Raw genomic sequence first — 19,440 nt, 5'->3', positions numbered from 1 at the left:
ACGATCTGCGAAGGAAATATTATGAGTACAAGAAGAGATTTTTTTAAATTGGCGAGCATCGCTGGTGGCGCACTGGCAGCAAGCACAGTCAGCAAAGTGGCATTGGCAGCCTTGCCGGACGCAGTTACACAAACCAGCCCGGATACCATGCCACCATTGCAGCCCAAGAACGGCCGCCCATATAATCCGGTAGTGACCCTGAATGGCTGGACGCTACCATGGCGCATGAATAATGGTGTCAAGGAATTCCATCTCGTGGCAGAGCCAGTCGTGCGCGAAATGGCACCCGGCATGAAAGCGCATCTATGGGGTTATAACGGCCAAAGCCCGGGGCCGACGATAGAGGTGGTGGAGGGAGACAGGGTACGCATCTTTGTCACCAACCGTTTGCCTGAACATACGAGCATACACTGGCATGGCCAGCGCCTGCCAAATGGCATGGACGGCGTATCCGGCCTGACCCAGCCGTCAATACAGCCGGGCAAGACCTTTGTCTATGAATTTGTCGCACGTCGCCCGGGTACCTTCATGTACCACCCGCATGCCGATGAAATGACGCAGATGGCGATGGGCATGATGGGCTCATGGGTTACACATCCCAAAAACAAGCATCCGCAGATTGATGAAGTCGACAGGGACTTTATTTTCCTGCTCAGTGCTTATGATATAGAGCCAGGTGCATTCAAACCTAATATCATGACCATGACAGATTTTAATTTGTGGACATGGAATAGTCGCGTCTTCCCCGGCATTGATACCCTGAATGTGCGCAAGAATGACAGGGTCAGGATACGCGTAGGTAATCTGACGATGACCAACCACCCTATCCATATCCATGGTCATGAATTCACCGTGACAGGCACGGATGGCGGCCCGGTACCAAGAACTGCACGCTGGCCAGAGGTAACGACGGATATTGCCGTCGGTCAGATGCGCCAGGTGGAATTTGTTGCCGATGAAGAAGGTGACTGGTCCTTCCACTGCCACAAGAGCCATCACACCATGAATGCCATGGGCCATAATGTACCGTCGATGATAGGTGTTGATCACAAGGACGTGGCAGACAAGATCAACAAGCTCATTCCCGCTTACATGACTATGGGGGACAAGGGCATGGCCGACATGGGAGCTATGGAAATGCCCTTGCCTGACAATACCCTGCCCATGATGACAGGCGAGGGGCCGTTTGGCGGGCTGGAAATGGGCGGCATGTTCAGCGTAGTCAAGGTGCGCAAGGACCAGAAACCGGGGGATTATAAAGACCCTGGCTGGTTCAGGCACCCCAAGGGGACGGTAGCCTATGAATATGGCGGCCCCGTGGCAGAAGCGCCGCGCCCGCCTGCTCAGCCTGTTGATGTGCATGCTGGCATGAAGCATGGCTCACGTGTCATGCCGGAGCTTGAAGTGCAGGTTCGCAAGCCGCAAGGTCATAGCGGGCATTAAGAAAGAAAATGGCTGCGGGTAATAGAAAGGTCCAAAGCCAGAGTGCAAAAGGCGGAGCACAATGCTCCGCCTTTTGTATTTGCTTGATCGTCTTAGGCGATTATCTCAACTGATCGTCTCAGTTGATTGTGATAGGTACGCTGGCAGTCGCCTTTCTTCCAAGATTGTCAGTCACAGTAATAAGCATGGTGTAGCTACCTTTTACAGGGCTTGCCCAGCTGGTTGCAATGCTTAGTCCACTCATGGAAAATCCTAGGCCCAGAGGAGCGCCCGTGATCGAGATGGAAATCGAGGTCGCGCCGGGTGCATTGATCGTGATGCTACCCGTTAGCGCCTTGCCTGCAGTGCCTGTCATTGCCGGTGCGCTGATACTCAAGCCAGATGCCACAACGCTGATGCTGATGACCGCCTGACCGCTCAAGCCAGTCTTGCTGTCTTTCGCAAGCACTGTGACAGCATAATTTCCTGCAACAGGACTAGCCCAGTTGATAATGCCAGCACTGCTGATAGTCAGTCCGGCAGGTGCGCCAGTCAGTGTATAGGTGACTGGATTCGAGGCTTTGACTGCTACGGTGTAGGATAGTGCAGTACCAACGGTTCCATTGACCGTCGCCGCAGTTACTGCAGGCGCAGGTTGCTGAGCAATCACGACGGTATACACAGCTTTGCCTGTCAAGCCTGTCTTGCTGTCCGTTGCATTGATGGTGACTGAATACGTGCCAAGAACAGGAGAAGCCCAGCTTACAGTTCCTGTTGACCCCATAGTCATTCCAGCAGGTGCACCAGTCAGGCTAAAAGTCATTGCGTTGCCAGACGTTGCGGTTACATTAAAAGTCAGTGCGGTTGCTGCTACTCCATTGATCGTTGCTGCAGTGACGACTGGAGGTGTTGCAGCAGCAATCACAACGGTATAGACAGCCTTGCTGCTCAATCCGGTCTTTGCATCGAGTGCAGTTGCCGTCACTGAATAGGTTCCTGCAACTGGCGTTGGCCAGGTCGCAGCGCCCGCAGAAGTAGCAGTCATACCGCTTGGTGCACCAGTGATGCTATAGGTCAGCGGATTGGTAGACGTTGCCGTTATATTGAAGGAAAGCGCCGTGCCTGCTTTTCCATTGATGGTGGTGGCAGAAATAGCTGGTGGCACAGGGGCAGAAATAACGATTGTATAAGTGCCTTTACCGCTCAGCCCCGTTTTTGCATCCAGCGCAGTAACGACCACCGTGTATGTACCTGCTACAGGCGTGGCCCAGCTAACAATGCCGCTGCTGCTGATGCTCAAGCCTGCCGGGTTGCCGCTCAAGGTATAGGTGAGGGGATTAGCTGCTGTTGCAGATACGGTAAAACTCAATGCCGTGCCAACTTGCCCGCTGATGCTTGCCGAAGTTACGGTTGGCGGTGTTGCAATGACTGTGCCGCCGAGTGTACTTAACAAGCTGGTGACATTGGGCGTGCCAAGGCCGGTCAGTTGGTCATGCCCGGTTTTGGCAACGCAACTTGCGCAAGTGCCATTGCTGCCTTTCGCAACATCGGCAAAACTGCTGGCATAGCTGCCAGGAGTTGTCGCAATTTTGTTATACAGGACAGCATGCGGTGCACCCAGAACTGGTTTGCCAGCCTGCGCCAAAGTCGCGTTGGCGATCGCAATCACCCCGGCCCATTGGGGCGTGGACAGGCTGGTGCCGCCTGCACTGACCCAGTTTACAACACTGCTTCCTGGTGTCATGACGGCGACGTACTGGCCAGTGTTCGGGTCAGCGTTCATGGAGACGTCAGCGACCGTCCTGCGGGCAGGTGTACCCACACCCGGCACTGTATTGTTCTGATAGCTTGGTGTCGCCGTGTATGCACTTACTCCACCTCCAGTATTGGACCAGGCCACCTCCGTGCGTGTTGTACCTGAGTAGGTGAGACTGGTGCCACCAACGGCAACAACATTGGGAGAAACTGCAGGCCATTCAACGGCTGGCCCGTTATCGCCGGTTGCAGCCAGATAGGTCATTTTGGCGGTAGTGAATGTACTTTCCACCCCAGCTGTCCAGCTTCCTTCATTTGCACCGAAGCTCATGGATACTATGCCTGGCCCCATGGCGTTGGCCAGCTTGATTCCACCTATCATGTTGCTCATAGAAGAATCAGCAGCTTCAATCAGAATGATACGGGCCAATGGCGCTGTGGCATGTGCCCATTGCACGTCTAGCGCAATTTCCGTCGCCCAGCCAGAGTTGAATGCTGGTGTGGTGCTGGTCATTCCACCAGCACTGGTGCTGTACACGACAGAAAATTCACAAACATTGCTTGACGCTGCAGGCAATGGCAAAGCTGTACCTGCAGGAATGCTTTTTACTGTGCATGCGGGAAGACCAAACTTTTGATTAAAGGCGTTCAGTTCTGCAACGATATTGGGATCGTGATTTGCGTTCACAATATAAATCGTCTGACCTGCACCAAGCTGTGCAGCCTGGCTTGCAGTCAACCCACTGGTACTGGCAGGGAGCGCAGGGAGACTATACGCAGCGCGGATTTGCGCAGGCGTATAGGTAGAAACGACAGAGGTGCCTGCCATAGGCTGTGCGTTTTCACCTGCAGGTGGCGGCGCCAACTGTGGTCGTGGCAAGGAACGAATTGCACCGACAGTCAAACCGCGCCCACGCACTGCTTGCAGTTCTCGCGGTATGCTCAGAGCCGCTGCTGGAATGTGGGCCGACCTGCTACTGTCAGTCGCATCAATATCCGTCGGTGGATCAAGCAAAACCGGAGCCAGATGAAAGGTCGGTTGTGTCGCCTGTGCAGCCACATCAGGCGGCAACACAGGGACAGTCATATCCAGTGTTGTCGTTCCTGTTGCGACTTCTTGAGGAGGTAACGCAATGTTGGATTGGCTGATTTGCTGACTGTCTCCACCGCAAGCGCTGAGGAGACTTGCACTGATCAGCAAGCTAGACAAGCCAAGCAGCCTGGGTATGTTGAAGAGCAATTTTTTTTCGATGATCACAAATGCACTCCGATATAAGCAGAGGGCGGTGATTCGACGAATAATAGTATCGTGCCAAAAATAAGCAGACACCATCACCGGCAACCCCGCTACCATGGCGCTGATGCGCTTTAGGCCGGTGGCTTTGCGTCCCCATTTTTCAACGGGTTTGCCCTCAAGTTTTAGAAATTGAAATTACAGATTCAGGGTATAAATATTTCGAATTAAATGGAAGAAAAAAAATGTCAAGGATTGTTGAAATCATGTAGCGAAAACAAGCTTGGCTTTCACTTTGATAACAGAAACTGCAAATAGTTGTTTTGCTGGTTTTTGAATAAAACAAAAGTGTTAAATTGTAAAACCATTTCCACTATTCATCTCATCATGGCAGCATCGCTGGCCTGGATTCGTATCCGTTTTTTTATCTGAATTGAACATAACAAATTACACATGAAACTTTCTTCAACAATTTCCCGCACTGGTTTTCTGCTCGGTCTGGCACTCACTTGCGCAAGTTCGCAGGCTGCAAAAATCAGCCTGGACGATTGCGACTTGATTACCGCAAAACCCTTGCGCGCCGATTTCAAGGACTGGCTGGTAAAGAACCGCAAACTCGCTGCTGAGGGCAATGTGGAGGCACAAACCTATGTCGCCGCTGAAGCAAATAACCGCCTGGCCTGCCTGGAAGAGAAAATCACTGAAAAGTCGGGCTGGTCAGTGACCATGAGCGGTGGTGATGGCGCAAGTGAAACGACATCCAATCCCGGTATCCCGAACATCAAAAAAAATGCTGATGCCTACGCCGCATTGAAAGATGCTGTCAAATACACTCATCAGGCCGGAGCGAATGATCCTGCTTATCGCAGCATGTCGGCTCAACTGGTACTGCGCTATCAAACGGTATTGCCTGAAGCGCTGGAAACTGCCTACGAAGATGTGGCTGGTGCCCATCAACTGGAATGTGTGCTCAAGCGTCAATTCGGCAAGCGTGATGCGCAATATGCCTGTATGTCAAACAGATCCACCTTGGCGCAATTGACAACAAAAGTTCCAGCCGAACGCCGCGCTGTTCTTGATCAAAAAGCACAACAATGGGCTGCAGAATTTCCTGTCAAGTAAGTTGCAAATAGATATTTTTGATGCGTTTTTATTTGCTATTCCATGAGGGAATGTTGGTTAGCGTACAGAAGCTTTGCAAGCGCTCAGCCAGAATATTTACGACAGAAGTCAACAGATGTGCCGCTCAAGCGTTATAGGTGTAAGCACAGGATATGCTCCTGTGAGCAGTATCAAATAAGGAGTTAGAAATGAAAACCATGACATGCAGAAAGATAATGCTCGCAGGCGCAGCCTGTGCCGCACTATTCATGACAGGTCAGAGTCAGGCGCAGGATGTGGGTGTGTCTATGCAATTCGGGCAACCAGGTTTCTATGGTCGGGTAGATATTGGTAATTTCCCTCAGCCACAGGTCATTTATACTGAGCCACGCATAGTGCAGAGGGTGAATGTGGTCCAGCAACCGATGTATCTGGTGGTGCCACCAGGCCATAGAAATAAATGGGAAAAACATTGCTATCGCTACAATGCCTGCAATCGCCCCGTGTATTTTGTACAGGAAAACTGGTACAACACCCAGGTAGTGCCTCGTTACCGCGATGGGTATTATCGTGACCATGATTACAGACATGATGCATACAGGCGCGACGATTACAGGCGTGACGACTATCGTAAGGATGACAGACGCTATGATGAGCATGAACGCCATGGTCATGGCCGCGGCAGGGAACATCCAGAGCATTAATTGCGTATTAATTGCTTATTAGTTGTTTGCCAGCTACTCGTCAATGATCGGCAGTATCAACAAGGGCTGCATTGCAGCCCTTGTGTCTATCTTCTATCCATACAGACCAATTTTTCTTTCCACGCATGAATTGCCATTGACCAGAAAGTGGGAATATCTGTGACTGGTAAAGGCAAGCTCAGTCCAAGAAATTGGGCTGCCGGTATCAGCGCTTCATGCAGCACATCATTGTCACCACGGTCAAAAGCCAGTGCCCCGGTTTGCTTGGATAATTTCTCGCCATCAGCATTGGTCACTACTGGCACATGCAGGTAATGCGGCGTGGGCAAGCCCAGCAATTCTTGCAGATAGATTTGCCTTGCAGTGGAATCTATCAGATCAGCACCACGCACCACATGCGTGATGCCTTGAGCGGCATCATCAACCACCACCGCCAACTGGTAGGCCCAGAAGCCGTCAGCGCGCTTCAACACAAAGTCCCCACCTCGGTCGCCAGGTTTTGCTGCTGCATGCCAGCCATGCGGTCTTCAAAGCGATAGAGTTGATCTGGCACGCGCAAGCGCCAGGCACGTGCTGTCTTGCCTGCTGCCAGACCGTGACGGCAGGTGCCCGGGTAAATCTGGCTGGCCGTATCACCCAGACGCAGGCGCGAATCAGCGATTTCCTTGCGTGAGCAGGCGCAGGGGTAGAGCTTGTCCCCCAGTTTTTGCAAGGCAGCTTCATACAGATGCTGGCGCTGGCTTTGCCAGGTGATGGCGCCATCCCAGAGCATGCCGCAGCGTTGCAGTGAATTGATAATATACTGGTCTGCGCCTTTGACATTGCGGTCAAAGTCCAGGTCTTCCATGCGCAGCAGCCATAGCCCTTCATGGGCTTTTGCATCCAGATAGCTGGCCATGGCCGCCACCAGCGAACCCATATGCAATGGGCCGGTTGGCGAAGGGGCGAAACGTCCTATGTATTTTTGCGTCATCTGTTTTGTTGGCATGGATGTTCTTCAATTACCTATCAACATGCGTTGCACGACAGGGTCTTGCAACTTCTGTAAAAACCACAGCAAAGCCTTGCCCTTGTTGGCATTGCGCCAGACCAGACGGTTATCTTCGGGCGGGCGGTAGGCGCTGGTCTTCTTTTCTATCAAAGCGCCGCTGCGCAAATGGGGCAATGCCAGGCGGCGCGGCAAATGCCCGCAACCCAGGCCAGCCAGTTGCGCTGCCAGCTTGGCATGCATGGTGGGCACAGTCATGGTGTCCTGGCCGCTCAGCAAGCCTGCTGTCATTGATGGCAGGGTCAGGCCGGTATCACCGATGGCTATTGCCCGGTGAGCCTGCAAAATCGCCGGTGTCAGCGGTTCTGCAGCCTGTGCCAGCGGGTGCTGTGGTGCCACGGCAAACACCCATTCCACACTGCCCAGCAAGCGGGTCTGGAATTCTCCCTGCATGCGTATCGCATCGGGCCCATAATAGGCCGCACCTATGGCCAGGTCGGCACGCCCAGATACCATAGTTTCCCAGACACCGGACAAAATCTCCTGGCTGATACGGATGCGTGTGCCGCAGCCCTGTTGTTCAAATTCCTTGATCAAGGGGATCATGTCGTCGAATTGTATGATGCCATCAATGACGATGCGCAGCTCCGCCTCCCAGCCGCTGGCGGCACGTTTGACGCGGTTTTCCAGCTCCTGAGCGGCATTCAGCAAATGCCTGCCTTGCAGCAATAATTCCTCTCCCGCGATGGTCAGTTTGGCCCTGTGGCCACGCCTGTCATAGAGCAGAACATCCAGGTCTTCTTCCAGCTTGCGTATGCTGTAGGTAATGGCGGAGGGCACTTTATCCAGGGCCGCTGCAGCCGCCGCAAAGCTGCCTTTACGGTCTATGGCGTCAAGGATTTGCAGGGCTTCAAGGGTCAGGTTCATGCTTGTTCAAATAATTTGAATGAGTTATATGAAATTCTACCCTTATGTCAAAGAATTTGCATGTATATAGTGTGTACATCGCCTGGACACATTCTTCAGGAAATTTGAAAGGGACTTATATGATTACGCTCAGACCATCACAAGATCGCGGCCACGCCGAGCACGGCTGGCTGAAATCACATCACAGTTTTTCTTTTGCAGAATATTATGATCCACAGCACATGGGTTTTGGCCCACTGCGCGTGATTAATGACGACTGGATCGCTCCCGCCATGGGTTTTGGTACGCATCCTCACCAGAACATGGAAATTATTACTTATGTGCTCGAAGGTGCGATTGCGCACAAAGACAGCATGGGCAATGGCAGTACGATACGTCCAGGCAATGTGCAGTATATGAGTGCAGGTACTGGTGTGCGCCATTCGGAATTCAACCCGGCCAATAACGAGCACACACGTTTGCTGCAAATCTGGATACAGCCAGACCGGCTGGGTGGCGAACCTCTTTACGGCGAAAAAGAATTCAGCCGCGAAGAAAAACAGGGTCGTTTGCGTCTGGTCGTTTCTGGTGATGGCGCCGATGGTTCCATCAAAATCCGCCAGAACGCACGTCTGCAAATTGGCTTGTTCGATGCAGAACAAAAGCAGGAAGTAGCACTGGCAAAGGATCGCCTGACCTATGTCCACGTAGCACGTGGTGAATTGCAGGTAAATGGCATGTCCTTGAAAGAGGGCGATGCCGTGATGATGTCAGCCGAAGAAAAACTCGTTCTGGAGCAGGGCAAACAGGCAGAAGTACTGGTATTTGATCTGCCGCATTAAGTAGTAAATACTGACAAATCACTGACAAAAAAAATACGTCAGTGATTTGTCTTTTTGCGTAAAAACTCAATATCCACACTGGAGTAAAACATGTCTAAAGTCGCGATTATTTATCATTCAGGTTATGGTCACACCACCAAGGCCGCAGAAGCAGTACACGCAGGTGCTGCCGCTGGCGGTGCTGATGCCGAACTCATCAAGATTGATGCCGAAGGCAATATCACCGACGCCCAATGGGAAACCCTGGCTGCTGCTGATGCCATCGTCTTTGGTTCCCCAACTTATATGGGATCAGTGTCCTGGCAATTCAAAAAATTCGCCGATGCTTCTTCCAAACCATGGTATAGCCAGGTATGGAAAGACAAGATCGCAGCAGGCTTCACCAATTCTGCCTCCATGAATGGCGACAAATTATCGACGCTGCATTACCTGTTCACCCTGTCCCAGCAGCACTCCATGATCTGGGTAGGCACAGGCCTGATGCCATCCAACAGCAAGGCTGCACAACGCAATGACATCAACTACATCGCCAGCTTTAGTGGCCTGATGACACAATCCCCATCCGACTCTTCACCAGAAGAAGGCCCGCTGCCAGGTGATCTGGAAACGGCGAAATTGTTTGGTAAGCGTATTGCGGAAGTGGCTACGAAGTTTAAGTAAGATGAGTTGGTGTTGAAGTAAAAAGACCTGCCGGATTGATTGGCGGGTTTTTCATGATTCCGGAATCTTGATTAGCTACGAGCTTAAAGAGTACTAAAGCAGGTTGTGTTGACGTTGCGGTTGTTTTTGACTTTCAGCAGTTCCCATGTGTAGCCGCCGTTTGTGCTGTACAGAAAATGGATTAAGAAGAGCCGATGTCTGAGCGTAGCGAGTTTCGGATCTTCCCATTTTTTGTACTGCACAAACGGGAACCCCTTTAGGGGCGGCTACGCCTGGGTCGCCTTCTTTGGCATACCTTTCTTGGCGACGCAAGAAAGGTATGTAGCTGTCGGGCTACCCCCGACCGGCAATCGTAAATGACATGTGCAGGTGCTTAAAGTCAGGAAATTTAAACACAACGATTCTGAAATTAATGCAGCTAACCGGATGCCAAGAACGCCGCTGGATTCCTGCCAAAAGCACGCAGGAATGACGACTTTGAGAGATGCGGTCATTCAATCTGTATCCTGTTGCTCAAGCAAAACGAATTACTGACCACCCATGACATGCAGATCTGGAATCACCAACTGACAGCACTTACAACTTTTCCTTCAAAAACTGCAACAATCGCGGTGCCAGATATCCAGAATCCGTCCCCGGTATCCTGATAGGTTCCGATGCCCAATAATGCCCCGCATTCTTCAACACGACTGAGCGCACAGAAAACCCCGCCTGCTTCAAGGCATGCATGAAGGCAATCGACTGCCCAGCCGGATCTACAAATTTATCCTTCGCACCCCAGCTCAACAAGAACTGCGTTTGATTATTATCACGCGTCACATAAGACAACGGCGATGCTTCAACATAGATTTTGCGGTTATCGATGAGGCTGCTACCCAGAAAGCCCTGGGCAATATTATTGTCCGGGTAGTAGCGATTCGAATGTTCCCATTTTGCCGTCAGGTCATAACTGCCATAAATGCCTATGCACACCTTGACCTTTGTCGTTGGTTGCATGCCATCCGAGAACGGTGGCTGGTCACCGGCCAGTGCGACGATAGTGGCAAGCTGCGCTCCTGCTGAGTCGCCCATCAAGCCCATGCGTTCAGGATCAAGCTGGTAAGTTGCTGCCTGCTGGCGCAAGAATTGCACTGCGGCGCGTACATCGTGTATCGCTGCCGGATAGAGATTGGTTTTATCTTTGACCAGACGATAATTGACGGCAAATACGGCATAGCCATTTTTTGCCAGATACGGTCCCCAGTGTTTATACAGGCTGGCATCGGCAAAGCGCCAGTCGCCGCCGTGCACTGTAATCAGCACCGGATATTTTCCATCTCCCTTGGGACGATATAGATCACCCGTCAATACTTCATCGCCGTTACGCTGGTAGATGATGCCCTGTTGCATGTCATAAGCCTTCTCTGGCATGGCAGCGTGTGCAGAAGCTGCTGCCAGCAGGCTCAGGGTGATACAGTTTATTAAGCGGTATAAAAAGGATGTGCATCTACATAGCTTGCCTGGCCGGCTAAAAAATTTCATTTCTTATTTCCTGCGACATGAAGAGTTTTACATGGAATCAGTATGCCGGGTCAGCAGGAGTAGGTAAGGGACTGTGTGACCAAGCTTGAGTCTGCCGTGACGAATGGTATGAAAACGATAGCAATGTCCATAAAAAAACCGCCTGAAGCACAGGCGGTTTGGCGAGACAGATTCAGCTTGCGCAGATTTATTTGCACTCACCTTCAGCTACCATGTACGCTAGCTCCCAGCCATGGCCATCGACATCATGGAAACCATGTCCGTACATGAATCCATGATCTATAGGCTCTTTAGGCACCGTGGCACCCGCAGCCCTGGCCTTGGCGACCAGGCTATCGACATGTTCGCGGCTGTCGCAGGACAGGCAGTTCAAAACTTCAGTACGCTCATGCGCATCGCTGATGGGTTTGTTGGTGAAGCCTGCAAAGAATTCTTCCACCAGCAGCATGACAAACAGGTTCTCGCCCATGATCATGCAGGCAGCCTGGTCATTCGTGAACTTGGGTTCAAAACTGTAGCCCAGACTGCTCCAGAATGCCTTGGAGCGGGGCAGGTCTTTGACAGACAGGTTTACAAAGATTTGCTTATGCATTTTGTCTTCCTTTCATTTGTTGTTCGGTATAGGCAGGCCAGGCGGGCCATACCGTTTTATTTGCATTCACCTTCCGTCGCCCATGCACAGCAATTCCAGCCATGGCCATCAAGGTCATAGAAGCCCTGCGCATACATGAAGCCATGGTCTTCAGGCTCATCAGGCACGGTGGCTCCGGCAGCTTTGGCTTTGGCAATCAGGCTATCGACATGTTCGCGGCCATCGCAGGACATGGCATGCAAGACTTCGACACGCTCATGGGCATCGCAGACTGGTTTGTGGGCGAAGCTGGCAAAGAGTTCTTCTGTCAACAGCATGACCAGGATGTTTTCACCAAAAATAATGCAGGCAGCATTGTCGCTGGCGAATTTGGGATCGAAGCTGTAACCAAGGCTGCTCCAGAATTGTTTGGAACGTGCCAGGTCTTTGACTGGCAGATTGACAAAAAATTGCTTATGCATGTCGTACTCCTTTAATTTGCACTCACTGTCTCAGCAGGCAGGTTCAGGGCTCGCACGGGGCGCACTTCTATGCTGCCATGCTGGGCTGGCGGGATTTTCGAAGCCAGGTGTATGGCTTCATTCAGGTCTCGTGCATCAATGAGATAAAAACCGGCCAGCATTTCCTTGGTCTCTGCGAATGGGCCGTCTGTGACCGACAATTGCCCATTCCTTACCCTGACCGTGGTGGCAGTATGGACAGGGTGCAGGGGTTCTGCCGCCAGCATATGACCGCTATCAATAAGGCCCTGAGCATACGTGCCGCATTTTTCGTCAGGGCAGGCATTCCAGTGTTCATTATCGAGATAAACCAGGCATAGGTATTTCATAGGGACTCCGGCAAGGATGGATTAACGGTGATCTGATTACAGTGGCAGCTGCTCGCCATTGATGATCCATGGCGTGCCGTATTTGTCGACCAGCATGCCCCAGGATTTTGCCCAGAATGCAGGCTGTACCGGCATCGTGATCTGCCCACCTTCTGCCAGCGCGTTAAAGATTTTGGCGGCTTCCTCTGTAGTATCGTAATTCAGCGTAAAAGAGACGCCCTTGATACCTTCATAGGGCATTTGTTGTGGGCAGTCACCAGCATAGAGCAGGCCGCCATCGGGTAATTCCAGGCGTGCATGCAAAATGCGGTGGGCAGATTCTGGCGGGATCATCGCAGCCATGGGCGAATCGGCACCACTCATCATGACGGTGATTTTACCGCCCAGGACTTGTTCATAAAAGTACATGGCTTCCTTGCAGTTGCCATTGAAAGACAGGTAAGCGATAGGATGTGGCATGGTCAATTCCTTTATAAAAGTGTTGTATCATCGTGTGAAAGTATTTCCACATCTGATAGTCGAATGGCCTGACAGTAAATCGACACTACTTCAAAAAAATATTTAATTTTTTTTTTTAGATATCTGAAAATTGCCCGTGAGCATTAATTGCTCAAGGCTCGCACACGTTCATTGAGCAGTTTTAATTGTGCCTCAATAAATGGCAAATTTGGATCATGCCCGGCGCGTGGCACGACGATATATTCTTTTTGCGGTGCGCTAATGCTATCCACATACTGTTTGGTGATCTCAGGCATGGTCAATAAATCTTCTGCGCCCTGGACAAAAAAGACAGGGATGGCGAATTTGCTTGCCGTGGCAGGAAAATCCACGGTACTGAACATGCCATCACCCTTGTAGCCGACAAATTTCAGGAAAGAGTAATCTTCGCCAGCTTCGTAATCTGCCAGCGCTGTCGGGGTGGCATAGGCCGGATCAGATGCCCACCATGTTTTTGGAGCAGGGTCTGTGCGCAGCGCTTCATATTTGCGGATAGCCTTGCGCAAAATGCCGAAGTTACGTGGATTGGTCCAAGGCGGTGGGCCCAGTGCGCTTACTTTTGTGACGGTCTCCTGATCACCGGCAGCCTGTGCCAGATGTAACACCTGCTTATAACTACTAGCCTGGTTTGCCCTGTAGCTGACAACCTGAGAAGTACCAACGTAGGCATAAAATAATTCAGGTTTCGACAGACTCATCTGCACACCGAGTATGGAACCCCATGAGCTGCCCGTCAGTATGATTTTCTTCTTGCCCAGGTGCTGGGTCAGATAAGCCGCCAGGGCGACACCATCATCGGCCATTTGCGCAATTGTCAAAGGCGTTTCTTCACCGGGTTTGTTCTTGCCAAATGTCTTGCCCGCGCCGCGCTGATCCCATTGCACGACGGTGTAATCTTTTTCCCATGCGCCGTAGATAGCCGTGCCATACGGGCTCATGGTATTGCCAGGCCCGCCATGCACGACCAGGATAACCGGGTTACTGCAACGGCTGCCCTTGATGGTCACCCACTGCGGTATGCCACCCAGCTCGACAAATCCTTCTTCATTGATGGCCTGGGTTGCAGACTTGCAGGCAGGGCCGGGTGAAATCGGTGTTGCTTCGGCCTGGCATAGTGCAGTTAACAGGCTCAATAACAGAGCGGGAAGAACGTGGTGCAGTTTTGCCATATATCTCCTGATGGTGAGTGGACTTCTTGTAATTTTTGGGTAAGGCTGACGGGTGTCACAGGGATTTTAATTTTTTAATGCCAGCAAACGGCGTTCAATAAAGCGTTTCTCCGGCTCTTGTTTGCAGAGTTTCAGCGCCAGTTCATAGGACAGGCAGGCTTGCGTCATGTCACCATTGCGGCGACACAGGTCAGCTCTGGCTGCGTGGGCCAGATGGTAGTTTTGCATTTCCTGTTTTTCCAGCAAGGCTTCCACCAACGACAAGCCATGTTTTAACCCGCCCGTGCACATGGCAATCGCGATAGCACGGTTCAGTTCTATGATGGGGCTGGCTTCAACCCGCAGCAGGGCATCATACAGGCCAACGATCTGTGGCCAGTCAGTTTCTGCATAAGTCGCCGCCTCTGCATGGACGGCGGATATCGCCGCCTGCAGGGTGTAGGCGCCAAAGCGTCCAGAGCGCAAAGCCTGCTCTACCAGCGTGCAACCTTCGTCGATCAATTCTTGATCCCATAATTGCCGGTCCTGCTGTTCCAGTGCAATCAATTCACCCTGGCTGTCAGTGCGGGCAGGGCGGCGTGATTCATGCAATAGCATCAGGGCCAGCAAGCCGTTGACTTCTGGCTCGGGCAACAGTTCTTGTAGCAGGCGTGTCAGCCGTATGGCTTCTGCTGCCAGATCCAGGCGCAGGACGGTATCACCGGCAGAGCTCGAATAGCCTTCATTAAAGACCAGGTAAATAACTCTCAGCACACTGTGCAGGCGGGCAGCCAATTCCTCTTTCTCGGGTACCTGGTAGGGAATCCTGGCATCACGTATTTTTGCCTTTGCACGCACTATGCGTTGCGCCAGCGTGGGTGCCGGGGTCAAAAAGGCATGGGCGATTTCTTCCGTCGTCAGGCCGCAGACCTCGCGCAAGGTCAGAGCGACCTGGGCATCGGCTGCCAGTGCCGGGTGGCAGCAGGTGAAAATCAGGCGCAGCCTGTCGTCTTCCATGACTGATGATTCAAATGCAGTTTCGCCTGGCTGGGCTGTTTCATCCACCAACGCTTCTACGGCCTCTACATGCTCATCCAGCGGGTCAAAGCGTCTTTGCCTGCGTATGCTGTCTATGGCCTTATAGCGTCCTGCAGAGACCAGCCAGGTGTGTGGGTATTCAGGCAAGCCTTTGTCCGGCCATTGCTCCAGCGCTGCCTTGAAGGCTTCATGCAAGGCTTCTTCTGCCAGGTCAAAGTCGCCGAGCAGATGAACCAGGGTCGCAAAGACCCTGCGCGACTCCTGCTGGTAAATACGGTCCAGGGTCTGGCGTATGTGGTCGCTGATTGGATTCATGAGGCGCAAACTTGCCGAATGACATTTAGCGTATGACTTGCATACGGATGCAGCACAAGTATTTGCGTCTCAAAAATCGATAAGTTCAGCATTTTCCATACCAGAAATAGTGATGACTGATTCTAGCCCACTATGCAAGAGCGATGCTTTAAAAACATTAATATAAAGAAAATTTTCTTATATCCATTTTTTGCAGACACTTTTGAAAAAAAAGACCGGATGTGCTTTTTTTGCCACGAATTGCTGACTGGTCTGCTTGCTGGCAAGCGAGCGCCTTGAGCTCAAAAATGTTGCAGGAAGGAGTAACTGGTCTGCTGCTCCCTCCTCTGAGAAAACGGATTTTCTGCTGGTTTTTGCATGCAGACAAAGTTTCTATAAATCAAATTTTGTGCCAGAAACTTAGATGAAAAATTCTATCAAATTCCATGGACGCTGATGTTGGACTTTTATTAATGTAGCTAAAGAGGCATCTAAAAATGGCTAGACTAAATTTTAACGTATTGATCAGTATCAATGGAGGCAAAGAAAGATGAGCATGAACCAAAGTGCCCAAAGTATGTACACAGACCGCCTTGCCAGGCTGGTGCAATTGTCACGTGACAGGCATGTCTTCAGCTTCACCCGCTTTGACTGGGTGGATGATATCAGTGAGCAGGACTGGTGGGTAAGCCCCGAACTGCTGACTATCCATGGCACCGCTTACTACGAGCAGGCCAGTGAGGCGCAACGCAAACTGCTCAGCAAATGGGAATGCATCAACCTGTTCAGTCTGAATGTGACTGGCGAGCAGGAACTGATCGCAGGTGTTGCTGAACTCTTGCATACCCCCATGCTGAAAGAAGCCAATGATTACCTGCATCACTTCATCGACGAAGAAAACCAGCACATGTGGTACTTCGCCAAATTCTGCGAAAACTACGCGGGCAAGATTTATGGCAACAAGAAAATACAACTGACTGAACTCAAGCTTGACCCAAGGCTGACTATCCTCGTCCGCTTTGCACAGATTTTCATTTTTGAAGAAGTCGGCCATTACTACAACCTGAAGATTGCACTTGATGAGCGCGTGCATCCCTTTATACGCGAGATCAATGAGGCGCACCGCAACGATGAGTCGCGCCACATCACCTTTGGCCGTGCCCTGCTGGCCAGGCTGGCAGATGGCATCAGCAATGATTATGCGCCAGAAGTACTGGAGAAAGTCTCGCAACACTTGCGCAAATATGTGCAGGTCACCATCGAATCGCTCTACAACCCTGCGATGTACCGCGATGCCGGCTTTGCCAGCGGCATGGCAATCCGCAGTGCACTGCTGGCTGACCCGGCGCGACAAGATTTTCACGCACGTGAACTGCTGAAAAAAGTATTGGCCCTGCTGGGCGACACCCATTTATTAAAACAGGAGACCAGTCTTGAGCCAGCTTATCAGTCTTGACAAGATCAATGAAGTTAAACAGTGGTTGCTGTCAAAGAAAAAATATCTGTCCGATATCCCCTTTGACCTTGACCTGATAGAAAACGATGTCGTCGATTCCCTGAGTTTTGTGGAATACGTACTCCTCATAGAAGAAATCAGTGGCAGGGAAGTTGTCGTCGATGACACCGTCCTCGACAAGGTCAGGACTCTGGACAGGGTGCAACTGAATTATATGGAATAGTGCATTCCATTCCGCCACGCATACAGAAAAAATACAGAAAACTTAGACTAGGAAAAACCATGGAACACCAATTGACTGACTATCGCTATGGCGACTTGCTGGAACTGACCAACCGTCACCGCAATACGACAAAAAATATTATTCTCACCGGTGCTACCGGTTTTCTCGGCAGTAATTTCCTGTTCTGGCGTTTGCGCCAGAGTGGCAAGATTTATGTACTGGTCAGGGGCGAATCGCAAGAGCATGCGCGTCAGCGCGTGTATGATGCGCTGGCAGTCTGCGCCTCTGCCTACAACCAGCCCATCCCCAAAGCAGATATCGACAGCAAGCTGGAATACATACTCGGTGACATGACCGAGACCATGTGCGCGATCAGCAAGAATGATCTGGAAAAACTCATGGTTGCAGGCATCAGCGAATTCTGGCACTGCGCTGCCAGCCTGAAGTTTGAAGACCGCCACAAGGAAGAAATTTACCATCACAATATCAATGGCACCCAGAATGTGATGGACCTGGCGCGGCGTGTGCATTGCCAGCACTATCTGCATATCTCTACGGCCTATACCTCTGGTCGTGTGGCTGGTGAAATACCGGAGAGCCTGCACCCCGTTGATATTGCCTACAACAATTTTTACGAGAGCAGCAAAAATGAAGGCGAGCATGAAGTCGCCAGATACTGCGATGCCAACGGACTGGATTACCGCATCCTGCGTCCTGCCATCATCATGGGGCCGCTGGCATCACGCCGCAGCGGTGGCACGCGCTTTGGTATCTACGGCCTGACGCAGGAAATGTACCGTTTGCGCGAGACTCTGAGCAAATTGCAGACACCTTTACGCCTCATCGGTGACCTCGCTGCTGCGGGAAATCTGGTGCCGGTGGATCAATGCGTGTTCGACATGATCTATCTGAGCAATATCGGTTTTGGTGACCAAAAGGTGTATCACCTGACCAATTCCAGCGACCTCAATGTCAAGACCATGCTGGAAAAAATTGATACTGCACTCGGCATGAAAAGCATCAATTTCGTCCCTGAGCGCGACACCCCCGCGACGGCGATAGAAGAATTATTCGATAAACGCACCGTGTTTTATGGCGGCTACTACCGCACTATCAAGAATTTTGCGCGCAGCCTGCCCAAACATGTGGGCCTGAGCTGGGCTGATTATGGTACTTACCTGACGGCCTTTATCAAGGAGTTGGACGAACAAAAGAATGGTACGACTTTCAACCGCAGCCAGGTCACGGCTGAAGATGGTACTGAATTATGTGTGTTGACGCTGGGTGACAAGAGCAAACCGGCGCTGGTGCTGGCAAATGCCTATGGCATGCCATCTGACTTCATGTTCCCGCTGGCCCAGCGCCTGTCTGATCAGTTTCACGTCATCACCTGGGAAAGCCGCTGGGTACCGGCGATCACGCACGAATTTGATCTGGAAAAATGTCATTCGCTGACTCATGCCAAAGACATGGTGACTATACTTGATCACTTTGGGATCGCCAAGGCAGCTATTGCTGGCTGGAGCAGTGGTGCCCAGGTATGCCTGCGCAGCATGGCGGCTTTCCCTGAGCGTATTTCGTCGGCAGTATTGCTGAATGGCGGTGTTTCGTTGCCAGCCTCGAATGAAATCAAGATCACCGATTTTGAAAAAAATATACGCACGCTTTTCCCCAAGATTGCTGCCAATTATCGTTTCGCCCAAAAGTACTGCGACCTCATTTATGGTGCCCATGCAACCTCAGATGATGGTGAAGACCGCAAGATGATTTCTACCATCCTGACCAGTACCGACCCTTTCTTGCTGTACATGACCAGCGTCCCTTTCCGTACACCGGAATCATTATCCCGCTATGCCAATATGATGAATGGCCTGTTCAATGAAAGAGACGATGCCTGGACTGCCGATATTCCACACCCTGTGCTCGTGCATGTCGGCGGCAAGGATCTTGTCACGCATGCCGATGTGGGCCGTTTCCTGGTCGCAGGCCTGAAGCAGGGCGTGTTGTCCTTTGATGAAAACGGTGATCACTTCTCGCATTTCTATGATGAAGACCTGGCGACCATGATCAGGCAATTTGTCGCGCAACATCAGGAGCAAGTGGTGCCCAGCCTGAATTGATGTTGATGACAATGTCCGCGTCAAGAAAGTCTGCGGATATTGCCCAGCTGTTTTCGTCGTAGCGAAATGACAGCCATGGTCATGATCATGGCTGAGGGGGGAGACATTT

17 protein-coding genes, 1 pseudogene and 1 riboswitch are annotated in these 19,440 nt (G+C 51.4%); of the genes and pseudogenes, 8 read left to right on the top strand and 10 right to left on the bottom strand.

Annotated elements, in window-relative coordinates; genetic code table 11:
- Window positions 1–21: 21 nt before the first annotated feature.
- A complete protein-coding gene (locus UNDYM_RS17470) occupies window positions 22–1,443 on the top strand; it encodes a multicopper oxidase family protein (RefSeq protein ID WP_162042170.1) in 1,422 nt (473 codons plus the stop codon).
- A 118-nt stretch (window positions 1,444–1,561) separates the two neighbouring features.
- Here the strand turns inward: UNDYM_RS17470 and UNDYM_RS17465 are convergent, their stop codons facing one another.
- The gene (locus UNDYM_RS17465; RefSeq protein ID WP_232063527.1) at window positions 1,562–4,264 is read right to left on the bottom strand and encodes a S53 family peptidase; all 2,703 of its coding nucleotides are present in this window, start codon (window positions 4,262–4,264) and stop codon (window positions 1,562–1,564) included.
- A 247-nt stretch (window positions 4,265–4,511) separates the two neighbouring features.
- A riboswitch (cyclic di-GMP riboswitch) is annotated at window positions 4,512–4,598 on the bottom strand.
- Between the two features lie 266 nt (window positions 4,599–4,864).
- Between UNDYM_RS17465 and UNDYM_RS17460 the strand changes: the two genes are divergently transcribed.
- Entirely contained in the window at window positions 4,865–5,533 is a 669-nt protein-coding gene (locus UNDYM_RS17460) for a hypothetical protein (protein WP_162042169.1), read from the top strand.
- 188 nt (window positions 5,534–5,721) lie between these two features.
- The gene (locus UNDYM_RS17455; protein ID WP_162042168.1) at window positions 5,722–6,216 is read left to right on the top strand and encodes a hypothetical protein; all 495 of its coding nucleotides are present in this window, start codon (window positions 5,722–5,724) and stop codon (window positions 6,214–6,216) included.
- Window positions 6,217–6,302: 86 nt separating this feature from the next.
- Here the strand turns inward: UNDYM_RS17455 and gluQRS are convergent.
- Both gluQRS and UNDYM_RS17445 read right to left on the bottom strand, forming a co-directional pair.
- Window positions 6,303–7,189 (bottom strand): annotated as a pseudogene (gene gluQRS / locus UNDYM_RS17450) (tRNA glutamyl-Q(34) synthetase GluQRS).
- 24 nt (window positions 7,190–7,213) lie between these two features.
- Window positions 7,214–8,131, bottom strand: a complete 918-nt coding sequence (locus UNDYM_RS17445) for a LysR family transcriptional regulator (protein ID WP_162042167.1) — start codon at window positions 8,129–8,131, stop codon at window positions 7,214–7,216.
- 119 nt (window positions 8,132–8,250) lie between these two features.
- Here UNDYM_RS17445 and UNDYM_RS17440 point away from each other — a divergent pair, with 119 nt between their 5' ends.
- Entirely contained in the window at window positions 8,251–8,952 is a 702-nt protein-coding gene (locus UNDYM_RS17440) for a pirin family protein (protein ID WP_162042166.1), read from the top strand.
- Between the two features lie 90 nt (window positions 8,953–9,042).
- Entirely contained in the window at window positions 9,043–9,612 is a 570-nt protein-coding gene (locus UNDYM_RS17435; RefSeq protein WP_162042165.1) for a flavodoxin family protein, read from the top strand.
- Window positions 9,613–10,188: 576 nt separating this feature from the next.
- Here the strand turns inward: UNDYM_RS17435 and UNDYM_RS17430 are convergent.
- The 7 genes from UNDYM_RS17430 to UNDYM_RS17400 all read right to left on the bottom strand — a co-directional run bounded on the left by UNDYM_RS17430 (window position 10,189) and on the right by UNDYM_RS17400 (window position 15,553).
- Window positions 10,189–11,133, bottom strand: coding sequence for an alpha/beta hydrolase (locus UNDYM_RS17430; protein ID WP_162042164.1), 945 nt, complete (start codon window positions 11,131–11,133; stop codon window positions 10,189–10,191).
- Window positions 11,134–11,320: 187 nt separating this feature from the next.
- Window positions 11,321–11,725 (bottom strand): VOC family protein, encoded by a 405-nt coding sequence (locus UNDYM_RS17425; protein WP_162042163.1) that lies wholly within the window; start codon window positions 11,723–11,725, stop codon window positions 11,321–11,323.
- 56 nt (window positions 11,726–11,781) lie between these two features.
- Entirely contained in the window at window positions 11,782–12,186 is a 405-nt protein-coding gene (locus UNDYM_RS17420) for a VOC family protein (protein ID WP_162042162.1), read from the bottom strand.
- Between the two features lie 11 nt (window positions 12,187–12,197).
- Complete coding sequence (locus tag UNDYM_RS17415) at window positions 12,198–12,554, bottom strand: YciI family protein (RefSeq protein ID WP_162042161.1); 357 nt, start codon at window positions 12,552–12,554, stop codon at window positions 12,198–12,200.
- Between the two features lie 36 nt (window positions 12,555–12,590).
- Window positions 12,591–13,013 carry a VOC family protein gene (locus tag UNDYM_RS17410; protein WP_162042160.1) on the bottom strand — a complete coding sequence of 141 codons (423 nt, stop codon included), beginning with the start codon at window positions 13,011–13,013 and terminating at the stop codon, window positions 12,591–12,593.
- Window positions 13,014–13,156: 143 nt separating this feature from the next.
- Complete coding sequence (locus tag UNDYM_RS17405; protein ID WP_162042159.1) at window positions 13,157–14,221, bottom strand: alpha/beta fold hydrolase; 1,065 nt, start codon at window positions 14,219–14,221, stop codon at window positions 13,157–13,159.
- Between the two features lie 66 nt (window positions 14,222–14,287).
- Window positions 14,288–15,553, bottom strand: coding sequence for an RNA polymerase sigma factor (locus UNDYM_RS17400; RefSeq protein ID WP_162042158.1), 1,266 nt, complete (start codon window positions 15,551–15,553; stop codon window positions 14,288–14,290).
- A 529-nt stretch (window positions 15,554–16,082) separates the two neighbouring features.
- Between UNDYM_RS17400 and UNDYM_RS17395 the strand changes: the two genes are divergently transcribed.
- From UNDYM_RS17395 to UNDYM_RS17385, 3 genes are read left to right on the top strand one after another with little or no spacing between them, the layout of a single operon-like run.
- Complete coding sequence (locus tag UNDYM_RS17395; protein WP_197740918.1) at window positions 16,083–16,988, top strand: diiron oxygenase; 906 nt, start codon at window positions 16,083–16,085, stop codon at window positions 16,986–16,988.
- The gene (locus tag UNDYM_RS17390; protein ID WP_162042157.1) at window positions 16,966–17,211 is read left to right on the top strand and encodes an acyl carrier protein; all 246 of its coding nucleotides are present in this window, start codon (window positions 16,966–16,968) and stop codon (window positions 17,209–17,211) included. The genes UNDYM_RS17395 and UNDYM_RS17390 overlap by 23 nt, the downstream gene beginning before the upstream one ends.
- Before the next feature lie 59 nt (window positions 17,212–17,270).
- Window positions 17,271–19,331 (top strand): alpha/beta fold hydrolase, encoded by a 2,061-nt coding sequence (locus UNDYM_RS17385; RefSeq protein WP_162042156.1) that lies wholly within the window; start codon window positions 17,271–17,273, stop codon window positions 19,329–19,331.
- The last annotated feature ends 109 nt before the right edge of the window (window positions 19,332–19,440 follow it).

The organism is Undibacterium sp. YM2 (genome assembly GCF_009937975.1).
Classification (GTDB): domain Bacteria; phylum Pseudomonadota; class Gammaproteobacteria; order Burkholderiales; family Burkholderiaceae_D; genus Undibacterium.
This window is presented reverse-complemented; position numbering and strand designations above follow the sequence as displayed.

Coding starts and splice junctions, on each gene's coding strand:
- UNDYM_RS17470 (WP_162042170.1), top strand. CDS start 22: ATGAGTACAAGAAGAGATTTTTTTAAATTGGCGAGCATCGCTGGTGGC.
- UNDYM_RS17425 (WP_162042163.1), bottom strand. CDS start 11,725: ATGCATAAGCAAATCTTTGTAAACCTGTCTGTCAAAGACCTGCCCCGC.
- UNDYM_RS17410 (WP_162042160.1), bottom strand. CDS start 13,013: ATGCCACATCCTATCGCTTACCTGTCTTTCAATGGCAACTGCAAGGAA.
- UNDYM_RS17455 (WP_162042168.1), top strand. CDS start 5,722: ATGAAAACCATGACATGCAGAAAGATAATGCTCGCAGGCGCAGCCTGT.
- UNDYM_RS17445 (WP_162042167.1), bottom strand. CDS start 8,131: ATGAACCTGACCCTTGAAGCCCTGCAAATCCTTGACGCCATAGACCGT.
- UNDYM_RS17395 (WP_197740918.1), top strand. CDS start 16,083: ATGAGCATGAACCAAAGTGCCCAAAGTATGTACACAGACCGCCTTGCC.
- UNDYM_RS17420 (WP_162042162.1), bottom strand. CDS start 12,186: ATGCATAAGCAATTTTTTGTCAATCTGCCAGTCAAAGACCTGGCACGT.
- UNDYM_RS17405 (WP_162042159.1), bottom strand. CDS start 14,221: ATGGCAAAACTGCACCACGTTCTTCCCGCTCTGTTATTGAGCCTGTTA.
- UNDYM_RS17385 (WP_162042156.1), top strand. CDS start 17,271: ATGGAACACCAATTGACTGACTATCGCTATGGCGACTTGCTGGAACTG.
- UNDYM_RS17415 (WP_162042161.1), bottom strand. CDS start 12,554: ATGAAATACCTATGCCTGGTTTATCTCGATAATGAACACTGGAATGCC.
- UNDYM_RS17400 (WP_162042158.1), bottom strand. CDS start 15,553: ATGAATCCAATCAGCGACCACATACGCCAGACCCTGGACCGTATTTAC.
- UNDYM_RS17435 (WP_162042165.1), top strand. CDS start 9,043: ATGTCTAAAGTCGCGATTATTTATCATTCAGGTTATGGTCACACCACC.
- UNDYM_RS17460 (WP_162042169.1), top strand. CDS start 4,865: ATGAAACTTTCTTCAACAATTTCCCGCACTGGTTTTCTGCTCGGTCTG.
- UNDYM_RS17430 (WP_162042164.1), bottom strand. CDS start 11,133: ATGAAATTTTTTAGCCGGCCAGGCAAGCTATGTAGATGCACATCCTTT.
- UNDYM_RS17465 (WP_232063527.1), bottom strand. CDS start 4,264: ATGACTGTCCCTGTGTTGCCGCCTGATGTGGCTGCACAGGCGACACAA.
- UNDYM_RS17440 (WP_162042166.1), top strand. CDS start 8,251: ATGATTACGCTCAGACCATCACAAGATCGCGGCCACGCCGAGCACGGC.